The sequence below is a fragment of the Arenicella sp. 4NH20-0111 genome (assembly GCF_040366405.1).
GTDB lineage: Bacteria > Pseudomonadota > Gammaproteobacteria > Arenicellales > Arenicellaceae > Arenicella.
The window spans coordinates 372,553-387,756 of record NZ_BAABWF010000003.1; the positions used below are offsets into that span (position 1 = coordinate 372,553).

Annotated in this window: 14 protein-coding genes; 12 read left to right on the top strand and 2 right to left on the bottom strand. The window is 42.5% G+C overall.

What is annotated here, in order from left to right; all coding sequences use genetic code 11:
- The first annotated feature begins 18 nt into the window (after positions 1–18).
- The 6 genes from ybiA to ABWW54_RS09065 are packed head-to-tail and all read left to right on the top strand — an operon-like array spanning position 19 to position 3,598.
- Positions 19–576 carry a riboflavin biosynthesis intermediates N-glycosidase gene (gene ybiA, locus ABWW54_RS09040; protein WP_353411910.1) on the top strand — a complete coding sequence of 186 codons (558 nt, stop codon included), beginning with the start codon at positions 19–21 and terminating at the stop codon, positions 574–576.
- 7 nt (positions 577–583) lie between these two features.
- Positions 584–1,093 carry an O-acetyl-ADP-ribose deacetylase gene (locus ABWW54_RS09045; RefSeq protein WP_353412084.1) on the top strand — a complete coding sequence of 170 codons (510 nt, stop codon included), beginning with the start codon at positions 584–586 and terminating at the stop codon, positions 1,091–1,093.
- Positions 1,094–1,103: 10 nt separating this feature from the next.
- Complete coding sequence (locus tag ABWW54_RS09050) at positions 1,104–2,033, top strand: ADP-ribosylglycohydrolase family protein (protein WP_353411911.1); 930 nt, start codon at positions 1,104–1,106, stop codon at positions 2,031–2,033.
- Positions 2,030–2,380 carry a hypothetical protein gene (locus ABWW54_RS09055; RefSeq protein ID WP_353411912.1) on the top strand — a complete coding sequence of 117 codons (351 nt, stop codon included), beginning with the start codon at positions 2,030–2,032 and terminating at the stop codon, positions 2,378–2,380. Before ABWW54_RS09050 ends, ABWW54_RS09055 begins: the two co-directional genes overlap by 4 nt.
- A gap of 25 nt (positions 2,381–2,405) precedes the next feature.
- Positions 2,406–3,029, top strand: coding sequence for a DUF4291 domain-containing protein (locus ABWW54_RS09060; RefSeq protein WP_353411913.1), 624 nt, complete (start codon positions 2,406–2,408; stop codon positions 3,027–3,029).
- A 35-nt stretch (positions 3,030–3,064) separates the two neighbouring features.
- Entirely contained in the window at positions 3,065–3,598 is a 534-nt protein-coding gene (locus ABWW54_RS09065; RefSeq protein ID WP_353411914.1) for an RNA 2'-phosphotransferase, read from the top strand.
- Positions 3,599–3,652: 54 nt separating this feature from the next.
- Here ABWW54_RS09065 and ABWW54_RS09070 read toward each other — a convergent pair whose 3' ends face one another.
- Both ABWW54_RS09070 and ABWW54_RS09075 read right to left on the bottom strand, forming a co-directional pair.
- Entirely contained in the window at positions 3,653–4,282 is a 630-nt protein-coding gene (locus tag ABWW54_RS09070) for an STM2766 family helicase-associated protein (protein ID WP_502907788.1), read from the bottom strand.
- A 9-nt stretch (positions 4,283–4,291) separates the two neighbouring features.
- Positions 4,292–6,313 (bottom strand): STM2767 family DEAD/DEAH box helicase, encoded by a 2,022-nt coding sequence (locus ABWW54_RS09075; protein WP_502907791.1) that lies wholly within the window; start codon positions 6,311–6,313, stop codon positions 4,292–4,294.
- A 366-nt stretch (positions 6,314–6,679) separates the two neighbouring features.
- Between ABWW54_RS09075 and ABWW54_RS09080 the strand changes: the two genes are divergently transcribed.
- The 6 genes from ABWW54_RS09080 (at position 6,680) to ABWW54_RS09105 (ending at position 15,101) form a co-directional block, all read left to right on the top strand.
- Entirely contained in the window at positions 6,680–7,726 is a 1,047-nt protein-coding gene (locus ABWW54_RS09080) for an SPFH domain-containing protein (RefSeq protein WP_353411917.1), read from the top strand.
- Positions 7,723–8,643 carry a sugar kinase gene (locus tag ABWW54_RS09085; RefSeq protein ID WP_353411918.1) on the top strand — a complete coding sequence of 307 codons (921 nt, stop codon included), beginning with the start codon at positions 7,723–7,725 and terminating at the stop codon, positions 8,641–8,643. Before ABWW54_RS09080 ends, ABWW54_RS09085 begins: the two co-directional genes overlap by 4 nt.
- Before the next feature lie 109 nt (positions 8,644–8,752).
- Positions 8,753–9,718 carry a ribonuclease Z gene (locus ABWW54_RS09090; protein ID WP_353411919.1) on the top strand — a complete coding sequence of 322 codons (966 nt, stop codon included), beginning with the start codon at positions 8,753–8,755 and terminating at the stop codon, positions 9,716–9,718.
- A gap of 9 nt (positions 9,719–9,727) precedes the next feature.
- On the top strand, positions 9,728–11,098 hold the full coding sequence (locus ABWW54_RS09095; protein ID WP_353411920.1) for an SDR family oxidoreductase: 1,371 nt from the start codon (positions 9,728–9,730) through the stop codon (positions 11,096–11,098).
- Between the two features lie 170 nt (positions 11,099–11,268).
- Positions 11,269–11,856, top strand: a complete 588-nt coding sequence (locus ABWW54_RS09100) for an endonuclease dU (RefSeq protein WP_353411921.1) — start codon at positions 11,269–11,271, stop codon at positions 11,854–11,856.
- A 578-nt stretch (positions 11,857–12,434) separates the two neighbouring features.
- Positions 12,435–15,101, top strand: coding sequence for a beta-sandwich domain-containing protein (locus tag ABWW54_RS09105; protein WP_353411922.1), 2,667 nt, complete (start codon positions 12,435–12,437; stop codon positions 15,099–15,101).
- Positions 15,102–15,204 lie beyond the last annotated feature (103 nt).

Genomic DNA, 15,204 nt, shown 5'->3' on the forward strand with positions numbered 1-15,204 from the left:
GTAGTGATAGGGAACGTCATGAAAATAAGAACAAGAGAAGAATTAGTAAACTACGTAAACCGCGGCAAGAAAGTGAAATACCTTTTTTTCTGGGGCCACCAGATTAAAGGCAATACAGTTTCAAAAAGCTGCTTTAGTCAGTGGTATACGTCTCCATTCAACGAAGGTGAAAATCAATTTGCCACCGCCGAACACTGCATGATGTACGGCAAAGCCAAACTATTTGGTGATACCGATGCGATGGAAAAAGCACTTCAAGCCAAGAACCCAGGTGCAGTTAAAGCGGTTGGTCGCTCTGTGAAAGGTTTTGATCAAGTTGTTTGGAACGAGAACAAGTTTGATTTGGTGGTTAAAGCGAACCTTGCAAAATTTTCGAGCAACGACGAACTAAAGGCTTTTCTTATAAGCACTGGAAAGCGTGTGCTGGTAGAAGCAAGCCCCGTCGATAAGATTTGGGGAATTGGCTTGGCTGAAGATAATGATGCTGCCCAAAACCCAAATTTATGGAAAGGTGAAAACTTGCTTGGCTTCGCCTTGATGGAAGTACGAGAGCAATTGCAGAACGCTAATGACTAAGAACATGATGAACAGAATAGAAATAATCAGCGGAGACATTACGCAGCTAAAAGTAGATGCAATTGTAAACGCAGCGAATAACGCAATGTGTGGAGGCGGTGGTGTTGATGGCGCAATCCATCGCGCGGCGGGCTCTGACTTATTGGCTGAGTGTCGAAAGGCCGGCGGCTGTAAAACAGGCGCCGCCAAAATAACAGGTGGCTACCAATTACCGGCGAAGCATATTATTCATACAGTTGGTCCCGTGTGGTACGGAGGCGATCGAGGTGAGCCTGAACTACTAGCCTCGTGTTACCGAGAGAGCTTAAAGCTGGCAGTCGACAATCATGTTAAGTCAATTGCCTTTCCGGCAATCAGCTGTGGTGCATATCGATTTCCGATAGATAAGGCGTGTGGCATTGCTATATCTGAGGTGTTCGAGTTTTCACGTGAGTTTGATGAGATCGAAAGAGTGGTCTTTGTTTGCTTTGATGTAAAGGTAGAGAAGCAGTTGAATAAAAAACTGTCTGAGATATAGGTCTGAGGCCGTGGAAGATAAATTCAGAGGTTGCTTTCTAGGGCTCGCTTTTGGTGATGCTACATGCGCACCTCACGAGGGAGGTTTCGCTGAGCGTCTTCTTTGGAGAATGATTGGCACCACCAAAGCTAGTGAAATGCGATTTACTGATGACACGCAAATGTCACTGGATATCGCGAGATCCTTTACTAAGGAGGGCGGCATAAAACAAGATGAGTTAGCGCGGGAATTTTCGAGCAGCTATAGGTGGTCTCGAGGCTATGGCCCAGGCGCTGGCAAAATACTTAAAAGAATTGAAAGCGGCATGCCTTGGCAGAAAGCCAACGTGAGTATTTATAAAGATGGCTCGTTTGGAAATGGTGCAGCAATGCGTGCCCCAATTTTGGCGATGTGTTATCCGCCAACAAGCTCTGAGTTTGAGAAAAGTGTTGTTCAATCATCTGAGATCACGCATTCAAACCCGCTAGCAATAGAGGGCGCACTACTAATTGCGTATACGACGGCGTACGCACTATCTGATATGAGCAATGATGTGTTAGGCGATCGTCTTATTGAGATAGCGGAACTAGATGCTTTTGTAGAGAAGCTTGAGCATTGCAAACATCACTTACGTAGAAACAGTGAATTGAGTGTTCGCGAAGTTAGAACGATATTTGGAAACAAGATTACTGCAGAGCAATCGTGCATTACGGCAATCTACCTAGCTATGGCATTCCGGGAATGGTCGTTTACCAGCTTACTGAGCTTCGTCAAAAAATTAGGTGGCGACACAGATACGATAGCCGCAATGTCTTGCGCAATTTGGGGAGCATTTAATGGTGCTGAAAAGTTAGAGTTAGAAATGCTCCCAAGAATAGAAGAACAAAATGAAATACAGAGTGTCGCTACGCAGCTATATAAAATTTATCAGGCGAACAACAAGATAGAGATAGAAAAATGAAAACAATAACAATGTACCGTCCAACGGGGCCGGAAGAACTAAAACTCGTAAAAGAGTCAGGGTACACAGCATGGCCACCACGATTGCCTGGTCAGCCAATTTTTTACCCTGTGACTAACGAGCAATACGCAAAAGAGATAGCCACGCAATGGAACATCAAAGACAGTGGAGTTGGCTATGTAACAAAGTTCGAAGTGAATAAGAGCTTTGTCGATAACTATAAAATTGAGCAAGTTGGTGCGGCTTACCACACTGAGTGGTGGGTGCCTGCCGGTGAGCTCGAAGAACTAAACAAAAACATAGTCGGGAAAATAGAGGTCATTGGCGAATATAAAAAGCCACTCTAAGTCTCGACATTTAATAAAATAAGAAATGGAATTAAAAACAAAAAACTATTTAGAACAACTAAAGGAATGGCCACAAAGTGGCAAACATATACTGGCACAGTACACAGATGAGTACGTAGTTGCCTATCAAGCCTACAGGCCCAGTATCGGCAAGTTCGCCGCCGAGAATCAATACTTCGGCGGCGACTTCAGCTTTAGTCGTATGAGCTGGATCAAAACAAACTTCTTATGGATGATGTACAGATCAGGCTGGGGCACAAAGGTGGGGCAAGAGATAACGTTAGCGCTCTACCTAAAACGAGATTACTTTGAGAAGATTCTCAGTTCTGCGCACCCGTCAACGAATGTGCATGGTATGCCTAAAGATGAATGGGATAAGCAAATAGCCGCAACGAATGTTCGGCTGCAATGGGACCCTGATCATGATCCTCACGGGGCAAAGCAAGAGCGTAAAGCGATTCAGCTAGGCCTACGCAAAGATTTCCTTGAACCATTTTCTGGCGAGGGCATTCTCAATATTGTAGACATCTCAGATTTCGTAAGCGCTCAAAGAGAATTTGTACAACGCAATGAGTTGCACAAACTAATAACACCAAGCGAATATTGCTTTCCTATTAGTGAAGAGCAAGCGCTAAACCTAAATGTCTAGCTGTGATTTATCCGCTAGAAAATGGAAATAAAAATATGGATTTAAAGAAAATATCGAAATACCTAAGCTTCATCCTTCGTCATCAACCAGACTCAATTGGTCTAGAGTTGAGTGACGAAGGCTGGGCAAACATAAACGAGCTAATTGGAAAAACTAGAAAGTTTAAGCTCACAAAAGAATTGATAGACACCGTAGTCGCAAGCAATGACAAGAAGCGTTTCTTGGTAAGTGACGACGGATTAAGAATAAAAGCGAATCAAGGGCACTCTGTCAACGTTAAACTAGAGTTAGAGCCGATGACACCACCTGACGTTTTATTACACGGAACGGCTGAACGATTTCTAGATTCAATTTTTAGGCAAGGTCTTAAAAAGCAACAGAGGCATCATGTGCATTTAAGTGAAACTCAAAAGACTGCGCTTAGTGTAGGCGCGCGTTATGGAAAACCAGTGTTACTTAAGGTTGATAGTAAGTTGATGCATGAGCATGGCCTTGAGTTTTTTATGACTGAGAATGATGTTTGGTTGGTTGATGAAGTACCTGTTGAATATTTAACACTCAATGTCTAGCTATAGCAAAAGGCAAGACTTGCCGTCATATTTCCTTCGAAAGTTAAAGGTTTTCTAACGTTTACCCAGATAATGACAGTTTGTTTCTGTTTTCAAGAGATCGATCATATCTCTTTCTTGTACGTGTGAGTCCGTGCCGAATTTACAGGTAGAAATCGATGAATAGAAAAAATCAAAGTGAAAAAGAGGGTGTATGTCACCATTGCAGTTTTCCTCATCTTTATCATGCCGAAGGTAGCCATCTTCGTACATCAGAAGGTCTAATAGAAATGGCATAAATTGATCGTGGTAGTCTTCAACATCAACTAGTGATTCGGAAAATTCTAATGAACATGAGTTTTCAAATAATCTTTCTTGTGAAAGAACGTTTAAAACTTCAGATGTCAGTCGGCTATCAACATTTGCAATAAATTTTGATTCAAATTGGAGGCCGTCTTCCGACTCAGTTACCGAAAAAGGAAATCCGAGTGTGAACTTCTTGTTATCCGAAAAAAAGAATAGTCGATTCATCTTCGATACTACTAGTACCAATTCACCTTTTTTTCGTGATGAGTCGATTATGTCACCAATAAGCATTAACTTTATTGCTTTCATTAGTAGCGTCAAAGACTGCTCTTTTCTTCTGATCGGCGCGAAAAAAATATCTACTAGTCTCTGATCGAGAGCAAAACTAAATTCCTTCATGACTTTAATTTAGCCGAAAGGCTCCCTGTTCATTTTCTCATGATTGAAATCAGCTACTTCCAAAATTTCATCACGGTCAAACGATTCCCCCACAGTTTTTTGAATTACTTCACGAAGATTAGGTCTATAGATAGGTAGAACGTCTAACTCATCGAAGACATCCTCTACGAGATCATAGAAAGAAGAGAATTCTTCAGAGTAATTAAACGAAGTAACAATTTCCAGTTTCTCATTCTCGTTCGGTGCACTAATTTTCAACAACCCCGAATCTTTAATAAGAGATAAGCCTTCCTCAACGGGCTTTAATAATTCGCCATTGCTGTCTTGAGAGGTCACTAAGTATGTTCTAACAAAAGACCTAGTTAGCATCATATATAATGCGTTTCGGTAACTTCTGGAGTTTGTGATTTTCTTTGTGACACAAATTACGAATGGAAATTCAAGGCCTTTCACATTGTTTTTATTACTGACGAAAAGTGTGTCAGGTACTTTTTCTTTAGTCTCGTAAGCCTTGTTTACATTCCAACCAAATGTGTTGGGAATTGAAATCTCAAGCCTGTCCGCAGTGTCGTATGTGTGTCTGGCATTATCTATAAATATGACCCCAATATCTTCCGCTCCCACAGTAGGATTTTCCTGTTGAATCTCTTGAATTATATGAAGTATTTTTATTTCGGCATCTTCGTTAAGGTCTTTTTCAGTTTTTACCAGTTCAATACTCGTAAATCCATCTTCTTGTAGATCCTCAAATCTTCTAAGTGGAATTCTAGACAAGTTATAGTGCTCATCATTTTTGTCAACGATGTATCCGCAGGCTTTCCACTCATTGTCTTCTAGCCACCTAAGCTTAGGTGTCTCAAATAGTCCCATTCCTAGTGCGTGAGCGAACATGAGCGTTTTAGGGTCAGTCCTATAGCATTTACTTAGTAGGTAGTCAGGTTGTATTTCTGCAATTACTCTATCATCAAAAATACTTTGGAAAATATCTCCAGCAATATATATCGAGTGTCGGGTCGCCTCCTCACAGAGCTCGAAAAATGAATCGGGAAAATCTTGGCTCTCATCAATGAGCATGTAGTCGAAGGCAAACCCTTTATCCTTTTTCGCTTTTAATTCTGTTAGAGCTCTCTTACATATTGTTTCGAAGCTTGTTCCAGGCTGGTATCTATAAAAATCAAGGTCATAGTAATTGCAAATATAAGTATAAGCACCGGAGTCGGGTTTGTAGCGAGACCCCCAAGCATTTACGCACCATAATCGCTCATTCCATTTGATCTGTTCTTCAACTTTCATGAAAGTAAAGAAGTCAGGAATTCTACTCCTCAAACTATCTGCAAGGATTTTGTTATGGCAAGTAAACATTATCCGTGAGTCCGGTGAGCTCAAATAAATCTCCTTAAGTTTGTGCAGCAATAACTCTGTCTTTCCTGTGCCCGATAGTCCTTGGATTGTTATTCGTTTTTTCTGCGTTCGTTGGTAGACAAATCTAGTTTGATCACCGTCAAAAAGGACTATCTTTTGTTTAATTTTATCTAAGATGTTATCTGGAACATCTCCTTTCACTTTATCGATGTCATTGATACTGCCCGTTAATAACGATATCAACAATTCGCACTGTTTTTTTAGTAGGTCGCTCGATACTTCGCTGCGATCCAACATGCTTTTGATATCCCCTTCTAGCTCACTAACCTTAAAGGTGGTTGTTAGACTATTTTTCCAAGCTTTAGGGCGTCCTAAAACTTCCTTGTATCGATATTTGTTAGAAATGTAGCCTAGATCCTCAATGAACTCGTCTACATAGTCATCGAACGAGTCATCAAAGTCATCAAGCTGAAGAAAAATTATTTTGTGGTTAGGAATTAATAAGACTAGGCCAGTTTCACAAGCATAGTCGTATTTACTATCGCCGAGCGGCCGATCTAGCACGTACATTTGTTTAGTTTGCAGATCTGAAAATTTTTCTAAGCTGTCTAAAAGGCTGGCATTCGTTTGATTTTTTTCGACTTGAAGATAAAAAAAGCTACTGGACATAGTTTTGTAAATATTGTTTCTCCGATTGTTTAGGGTAACGGTTTGTAAAGTATTAGAAAAGCTAGATTCGCATAATAACGGTGCAGGTACTGCAGGAATATACGTGGCTATTTTGCTGATGTGTTCCATCTCACCCCTGAAACACGCTCAGGACGCGTTCGACGCGCTGATATAAACTGTTTCGTAAACAATCGAGGTCAGTATAAAATTGCCTTCTAGCGCTATAAGTCTCCTCGGTCAATATGATCAATTTACAGGTCTTAGCATTTATGGCTTCATAAGTATTGTCTTTGTGACCCTTATTTGTTGACTTTATATTGTCACAGAGACATTATATTGGAAATAAATGATTTCACGGAGACAAAAATGTTTGGAATTAGATACTACAAAGCAGAACCAACAACTTTCGTTGTTAAAACCGTTAACGGAAAAAACAGAAGCCAAGGTAAAGGCTTAAGCTTTTTCTACAATGCTGCGACGACTTCAATTGCGGCTGTGCCGATGAATGCGCAGGAAGCGCCATTCATCTTCAACTTACAGACGGATGATTTTCAGGCGGTTAAAGTGCAGGGTCAAATCACATTTCGGGTGGCAAACCCTGAAGCGATTGCTGAGATTCTGAACTTCAACTTGAAGAAAGACGGTGTGAGCTATCTTTCTGAAGACCCGCTAAAATTGAACGACCGCATTGTGCGTTCTGCGCAGAACATTGTTCAGAATGAGGTACAGAAAACCAAGCTGCGAGATGCGTTCGTGATCAACACAAAGATAGCGCAGCTGATTCAGCAAGAATTAGCGAGTGATGTGGCGGTTGAGGCAATGGGCATCGAGGTGTTGAATACTATTGTTGGTAGAATCTCAGCTGACCCAGAAACCGCAAGAGCACTGGAGGCCGAAGCGCGTGAATTGATTTTACAAGAAGCGGACGATGCTGTTTATGGTCGTAGAAAGTCTGCGGTGGAACAAGAGCGCTTGATCAAAGAAGCCGAGCTGCAAACTGACTTGTCTGTTCAACAAAAAGAGCAAGAGATTGCCGAGTCTCGAGTTGAGAACGAGCGCGAGATTTTACGCGGTAAAGCAAAGACTGATGCCGAGCGAGTGCAAGCGAATATCGACCGTGAGACTCAACGCCAAAGCTTGGTTGCATTGCAATCTGATAATAGAAAGCAAGAGGCGGATACCGAAGCCTATGCGGTTACGGCAAAAATGGAAGCTTTCAAAGCGCTACCCGTTGAGAACCTTAAAGCAATGGCGTTGGCGAACATGAACCCGGAGCAGCTAATGGCGATGGCCTTTGAATCTCTCGCTCAAAACGCGGGCAAAATTGGCGAGCTCAATATCACGCCAGAATTGTTCGGCAATATGATGAAAAAAGCCGTAAGAGAGCCGCGAGCGCAAAGGCCGGCAAAATGAGCACTCAGGGTAAGCGATTTGTTCTTGTAACTCGCAAAACGCGGTTACTAGAACTGATTGAACGCTTTAACACATGGCCGCAGGCTAAGTTTTATTTAGAGCACAGCAATGCCGATGTGAGTGACTACTTAGCGGAACACGATCTCTATCAAAAGCGTTTGGACGAGGCCGAGCGAATCTTGAAACCGCTAGGCCGTTTGCAAAAGATTGAGCGCAGTTTTCTGCCTAACTACCAGTTCTCTGCAGAAGATGTTGTAGTGATAATCGGGCAAGACGGTTTGGTAGCCAATGCCCTGAAGTACTTAGATGGCAACCCGGTAATAGCAATCAACCCAGACCCAGATAGATGGGATGGCAAGCTGCTGCCGTTTGAGGTTGGCAACCTAAAAGACGTCGCGTTAAAAACAATGGCCGATATTGCGGATAGCAAAACCATCACCTTCGTAGAAGCGCGAACTAACGACGGCCAGGTCATGTTAGGCGTGAATGATCTTTTTATTGGGCCTAAATCTCACACCTCAGCCCGCTACAACATTCACTGGAATGGGCAAAGCGAATGCCACTCGTCCTCAGGAATTATTATCTCAACGGGGTTTGGCTCAACTGGTTGGTTTCAATCCATTCTAGCCGGAGCAATGGGCGTGTCAGGCCTAAGTGAACACGAATTAGCCCATGGCTTCGCGTGGGATACAAAGAGCGTTCAGTTCGCGGTAAGAGAGCCTTTCCCAAGTAATACCACAGGCACCGATCTAGTGTTTGGTTCGATTAATAATGACAACCCGTTGAGCCTTGAGTCATTGATGCCTGAAAATGGAGTCATGTTCTCTGATGGAATACAAAATGATTTTATAGCTTTCAATTCGGGTTGTTCTGTTGAAATTGGATTATCAGATAGAGTGGGTAGATTGATAATTTAAAATGCATGAGTTTTAGATAAGATCATGTTCGCTTGTGTACGATTGTTTGTAATAATGAGCATAGTACGAATCAATGTAATATTAGGCATGAGCGCGCTCAATACTAAGAATGTTAGGACTATATTTTTTAGGAACATCTTCTGGTGTTCCAACTAAGGAAAGAAACGTATCGGGTATCGCGGTAACGCTACCCGAACCGAAATCTTGGGTGCTGGTTGACTGTGGCGAAGGAACGCAGCATCAGATTTTAAACTCCCCATTATCTTTGTCGTCGCTAAAGGCGATCTGCATTACCCATGTTCATGGTGATCATTGTTATGGGCTCCCAGGGTTACTAGCAAGCGCCGGCATGTCAGGTCGAAAAGAACCCTTACTAATTGTTGCGCCAAAAGAAGTAGAGAAGATGTTCTATGCTGTTAAGGATTCGACTGATCTACATTTGCCTTATGAAGTGAAGTTCGTTGAGACCAATTCGAAGAACGGGTATGAGGTTGAAGATGTTAGTGTCACTGCAATAGAACTTTCACATAGAGTGCCATCGCACGCTTTTTGCTTTGATGCTAGCTCTAGTAAGCGAACATTGAATAGAGATAAGTTGCTTACTGACGGAATAGACCGAGGGCCTATGTGGGGCGAAATTCAAAAAGGAAATGATATTAGCCTTGATGACGGCAATATTATTTTCGTTGCCGACTATTTAGATGTGGAATCTGTATCGGAAAGAATCGTTGTGGCCGGTGACAACGATGATCCAAGCTTATTGTCCGATGTTATGCAAAGTGCGGACGTATTGGTGCATGAATCTACATACACGGAAGAATTACTAGAAAAAGTAGGGTCTGGTCCACAGCACTCTAGCGCCCTGAGAGTTGCCAAATTTGCTGAGAGTTGTGGTGTTAAAAACCTAGTGTTGACCCATTTTAGTGCTCGATATCATTCAAAAAATGATGGTTCAAAAAACAGCATCGATGAAGTTCGGTTTGAGGCCGAACGCGTTTACTCTGGTAACTTGTTTCTTGCTAATGATTATGATGAGTTTGCGTTATTAGAGGGTGGAAAACTCGCTTTGAGTTAGGTGTGTTGAATGTCTGATTTTGAAAAAAAATTTCCATTTACAGAGTCTGAGTGGAAAGCATGTATAAAAGTATTGAGCTCACTCAAAGAGGACCCTTTAAACAATCCTGACAATGATGTCTTGAAGTCTTTGCTACAAAAAATAGTAAAAAAAGCGCGTAAAGAGAATCGTAAAAGGTCTTATGCGGAAAAAACTGAGGCGGATTTAGTTATACAAAAGGAGTCGGTCATTGTATCTAATGCGTTAGCCGGAACTAGTGTCTACTCTTCAGAGGACGATGACTTGGAGGAGCGGCAATTGAAGCCGCTTAACTTACCTAAAAATTGCTACTGCTGTAATACCACCTACCATTTGGCACACTTTTTTTATAATAGAATCTGTCCTGCTTGTGCTGCTTTTAATTATGAAAAACGGAGCATTGATAAAGACCTTTCAGGCATGACTGCGGTGGTAACGGGTTGCCGAGTAAAAGTTGGTTACGCAACAGTATTGAAGCTTCTGCGGAGTGGTGCCGACGTAATCGGTACGTCACGATTCCCTGCTCTGGCTCTTGAACAATATAAGAATGAGGCTGATTTTGATGTGTGGAAAAACCGGTTAAAAATTTATGGTTTGGATCTACGCATGCTAAAGGAAATTGAGCAATTTGTTAGATATGTTGGTAGAAAATTTAAGCAGTTGGATATGCTAATTAATAATGCGGCGCAGACAATTAAATATCCTGACCAATATTACCTACCCTTAATTTCATCAGAGCGAGAACTCATAAAATTAGATAGCCCTCATTGTTTGCCTAACCCAACTCCTATTGGAGGAGACCTTAAGCATTTGACGTCGGAGATAGCTTTAAATGAGAATACGCAATTAAATCGCTTCAATCAGCCTGTGGATCACCGTGAAAAAACGAGTTGGAATTCAACTCTTAGTGACATAAGTTTGGTCGAGCTAGTTGAAGTTAATTTAATCAATCAAATTGCGCCCTTCCTTTTGATCCAATCATTTAAAAATTTGATGAAGCGTTCTGGAGAAAAATTGAGTTTTGTGATTAACGTAACATCAACCGAAGGGCTTTTCAGTCATACCAATAAGACTCACTGTCATCCGCATACAAATATGACCAAAGCGTCGCTGAATATGATAACGCGTACCTCTTCAGAAGAATTCTCTGAGAGTAATATATTGATGAATAGCGTTGACGTTGGCTGGATATCCACAGGCGCCCGTGAAGAACTCCGAAGAGAGCAGTTCGAAAAAGCATATGTTCCACCACTTGATTCTGTTGATGGGGCTAGCCGTATTCTGGACCCTATTTATCGAGCCTTGGATGGGGAGCGTGTTTATGGCAAATTATTGAAAGACTATAACGTTCACGAATGGTAAGATATATACAGAAATCGGTAGCTCAGTTGAAAGAGCCCGGCCATTCAAAGCCGGTGGTCGCGGGTTTGAGTCCCGCCCGGTTTCCTTATATAAAAATGAACTAATAGATCTCTATTAGTTCTAATTTCCCCATCTTTACCTAGGCCTTGCCGCTATCGTTTGGCAAACCAATGAAAACAACATTAGAAGCGATTCGCTTGAACAAGCAACTCCGAGTTATTGGTTTCGATGATGCACCGTTTTCGAAAAATAATGATTCACGTGTTAGTGTCTCTGGAATTGTTTGTTCCAACACCAGGTTTGAAGGAATGGTGTGGGGAGAGGTGAAGCGAGATGGCACTGACGGGACCGAATGCTTGATAGACTTAGTTACGGAAAATAAGTTTTACTCTCAGCTTCATGCTGTGTTGATTGACGGTATTGCGTTTGGTGGTTTCAATATTATCGATTTGCCAGCATTGTCTGAAGCATCGTCGCTACCGTGTATCGTGGTGATGAGGAAGATGCCTGATTTGATTGGAGTCGATAAAGCTCTTCGACATTTTTCTGATTATGAGTCTCGCATTGCTTTAGTTAGAAAAGCTGGAGAAATATACGATCGCGATCCTTTCTATTTTCAATGTTCAGGGATCGATGCGGCGAGCGCAGAGGTGATTCTTGATAGGGTGACAGACACTGGCAAAGTACCGGAAGCTCTAAGGATTGCACATTTAATAGGATCTGCAATTAAGACTGGTGTAAGTAGTAATCGAGCTTAATAGGCTATGTCATCAGCTGGGGAAGTTGGGCGATTGAATATCCAAGTCCAGATCTGAGTAGGATGACACTGGGGTGATATCTATTTTAGAAAAGAGTTCGAATTCCGAAGACTCGATTAAATGCATTACGCATTCAGGCAGCTAAATTTTTAAGCATACATGGAATTGGAATCGATAAATTGGATTGACTTTAATCCAATTTGTACTGTGTTTATAGACAGTTTTCTGGTATAATCCATTCTCGTTAAATGACTTCCTATCAGCGTTCTGCTGAGCCATTTAGCGCGGAGATATTCTATGTTTTCATTGTCTAATCTTTTTCTTTCATTTCCCCCAATCACAAATTTTGCAGGCAAGACTTATATGCCCTGTGTTTCCTCAGAGACAGTCTTTTAGTTAATAGCCTTAGTGGCGATGTTGGCCACGGTTTGCTTTCGAGATTTGACGGTATTTACGTCACATTGGTTTAGTCCAGGCTAAACGGTTTCGAAGATTCAGCCCATTTTTGAAGGGGTTGTATTTTAGAGCGCGTATATCGTGCGCTTTAGAGTTTTTCGGTTTATTAACTAGGAGTTTTTATGAGGAATATTTTCCAATTTTGCAGTAAAAAACGAGCTAGCCGAGCACTGCTACTGCTTGTTCCTTTTTTGAGTCTTACTGACGCATCCGCCTATTGTGGTTCAGCGGGTGGGAACACAAATTATGAGTGGTTAGAGCGCTTGGAACTTGGGGCTTTCAGTAATTCGTCTGGTGCGAACGGCGGGTACGCTGATTATAGTCAACAAATAATCGACCTCGCGCCGGGTGTCACCCCTTTCTTATTAGAGCCGGGTTTTCGAAGTTCTTCATATAACGAGTATTGGAGGGCATGGATCGACTTTAATCAGGATCAGGCTTTTCAATCGAGTGAATTGGTTTTCAGTGGCGCATCCTCGAGTTCACTTAGCGGATCGATCACGGTGCCTAGCAGTGTGCCAAATGGAGAAACGCGAATGCGAGTTTCTATGAAGTATGGCGGCGCTCCCGCGCCTTGCGAAGCTTTCACGTATGGAGAAGTTGAAGATTACACGGTGCGTTTTGACACGGTTGATACCAGCTCTCCAGTGGTGGTTTCTCATGCGCCAATTAGCACAGCGACCGATGTTGCTGTTACCAGTGCCATCTCTGTGACGCTATCGGAACCCATTGATCCACTGTCGGTTGATCAAACCAGCTTGTCACTCCGAGACCAAGGAACACAAGTTTCAGGAAGCATCTCGGTTAATGAGACGACTATTACGTTTCAACCCGATCAAGTCTTAAACGAGTCTACGGCCTACATGGCCACGCTTACAGGCGTTTCAGATTTGGCTGGGAATCCATTGATGCAAGATGTGTCCTGGTCCTTTACAACACAAACGCCAGACATTGTTGCGCCTTTGATTACGCAAGCCTCACCGGCTAACGGGAGTGATGATGTGTCTACGAATTTTGTTGTTCAAGTTAGGTTTTCGGAGGAGATGGATGCAAGCACAATCAATGCGTCAACCTTTGCCGTTACTGATGGTGTAGCCAATGTGCCAGGAAATATTATTGTCAGTGGCAATACGGTGCAATTTTACGCCGATTCGTCGTTCGAATACTCAACGGCTTACAGCATTGTGGTTGACGGTTCAGTCAAAGACTTAGCTGGAAATAGCCTTGGGCAGAGTGCGATTTTTGATTTTACTACGCGAGCGTTTCAGCCCAATTACTGTTCTGCGGTGGGTCAAAATGTGTCTTATTTTTGGGTTAATTCTGTAAAGGTCGGTAATTTCACGGCAACTTTCCAAGGAAGCCCGACTTCTGGCTACAGAGACTCTACGTCGACATCGTTTGATGTGAGCCGGTTCTATAATTCTTTAACATTGAAACCCGCATACAGTGGCTCTCAATTTCCTGTGTACTGGGATGTTTTTATTGACCAGAATCAAGATGGAGATTTATCAGCCGATGAATTAGTGTTTCAAGGTAATGGCACGGGCACGACGTCTGGGAGTTTTTCGATATCTGATGATGCCCTCGGAGGTCACACCAGAATGCGGGTTATGATGAAGTACGGTTCGCCTGCGACGGCCTGTGGGTCTTTTCCGTACGGTCAAGTCGTCGATTTTCGTGTTTTGATTCCTGAGTCTACAGGCGACGTTGTATCACCAACCATAGAATCGTTAACGCCTTCAGACAATCAAAACGACGTCGATGTCACCTCTAGTATTATTGTGGGATTTTCAGAAGAGATTGACATGACTAGCGTGAATCAGCAATCCATTTCACTCACAACGGTAGACGGTGTTGTCGACACCAGTTTTGATTTTGAGGTTAGTAATAATACTTTGAGCGTTACGCCAAACACACCCATGGGCTACGGTGTTACGCATACATTTGAAATCGCCAATTCGATTACAGACGTTGCAGGAAATGCTTTGGATTCGGGAGCTGTTTCTAGTTTTGTTACATCTCAACCCTCAATGGATAACTTTTATCTAAGCGGTAGCATCTCGGTGTTAGGCAGTGAGGTTCAAGGTGCGACCGTAACCGTCAGCGGTGACGCGTCATTAAGTGTCATGTCGAGTAATAGTGGATCGTTTTCGTTTAGTGATTTATCTCCGGGTACTTACACAATATCCGTAAGCAAATATGGCTACACCTTCGCGCCAGCCAGCGTGGTGGTGGAAATAATTGATACAGCTATTTCATCAATTGAATTTGTTGGTGAGTTGATTGATCTACCATTAACCAATGGCGATTTCGAAACCGGAGACTTTACTGGGTTTAGTCTGTATGAAACAGACAACGGTCATGTCGTGAGCTCAGTGGTATCAAGCAACACTGTGCCTAATGGCGCAACGAGTTATGCCGCACAAATCGCTCCAGGAGTAGAGGGCACCAATGACGTAGGGAATCCAGGCGGAGGCGGCATTTTTCAAGGTTTTGTGCTGCAAGATGGGGACTTAAATGTTGAAATTGATGTGGCTGCGATCTCGAGCAACGGTAATGGAGATGGAGGCATCATAGAAGTGTTTTTCGATGATGTCGCTATGGCAAGCCACGACTTTGGAAATTTGAGCCCTGATGTTAAAGAGTTCTCGACGCTATCGTTTAGCTTACCTAACATAGAGCAGGGTGCGCATGAGTTGCGTATTCAATCTACGAGAGAATATCTGACTACGTCTGTATATCATCAGATTGATAATATCGTATTGAGTGGTAGCAGTGTCGCTGAATAATTCAATAAGTTTCTTGTAGAACTCATTTAGCGGTTTAAAGGGTCAGCACACATTTTTGCTGGCCCTTTTTTATTTTTTTACCAGAAAAACAAAGTCACTGATG

Coding starts and splice junctions, on each gene's coding strand:
- ABWW54_RS09080 (WP_353411917.1), top strand. CDS start 6,680: ATGTTTGGAATTAGATACTACAAAGCAGAACCAACAACTTTCGTTGTT.
- ABWW54_RS09045 (WP_353412084.1), top strand. CDS start 584: ATGAACAGAATAGAAATAATCAGCGGAGACATTACGCAGCTAAAAGTA.
- ABWW54_RS09055 (WP_353411912.1), top strand. CDS start 2,030: ATGAAAACAATAACAATGTACCGTCCAACGGGGCCGGAAGAACTAAAA.
- ABWW54_RS09060 (WP_353411913.1), top strand. CDS start 2,406: ATGGAATTAAAAACAAAAAACTATTTAGAACAACTAAAGGAATGGCCA.
- ABWW54_RS09095 (WP_353411920.1), top strand. CDS start 9,728: ATGTCTGATTTTGAAAAAAAATTTCCATTTACAGAGTCTGAGTGGAAA.
- ABWW54_RS09105 (WP_353411922.1), top strand. CDS start 12,435: ATGAGGAATATTTTCCAATTTTGCAGTAAAAAACGAGCTAGCCGAGCA.
- ABWW54_RS09100 (WP_353411921.1), top strand. CDS start 11,269: ATGAAAACAACATTAGAAGCGATTCGCTTGAACAAGCAACTCCGAGTT.
- ABWW54_RS09065 (WP_353411914.1), top strand. CDS start 3,065: ATGGATTTAAAGAAAATATCGAAATACCTAAGCTTCATCCTTCGTCAT.
- ABWW54_RS09075 (WP_502907791.1), bottom strand. CDS start 6,313: ATGTCCAGTAGCTTTTTTTATCTTCAAGTCGAAAAAAATCAAACGAAT.
- ybiA (WP_353411910.1), top strand. CDS start 19: ATGAAAATAAGAACAAGAGAAGAATTAGTAAACTACGTAAACCGCGGC.
- ABWW54_RS09090 (WP_353411919.1), top strand. CDS start 8,753: ATGTTAGGACTATATTTTTTAGGAACATCTTCTGGTGTTCCAACTAAG.
- ABWW54_RS09070 (WP_502907788.1), bottom strand. CDS start 4,282: ATGAAGGAATTTAGTTTTGCTCTCGATCAGAGACTAGTAGATATTTTT.
- ABWW54_RS09085 (WP_353411918.1), top strand. CDS start 7,723: ATGAGCACTCAGGGTAAGCGATTTGTTCTTGTAACTCGCAAAACGCGG.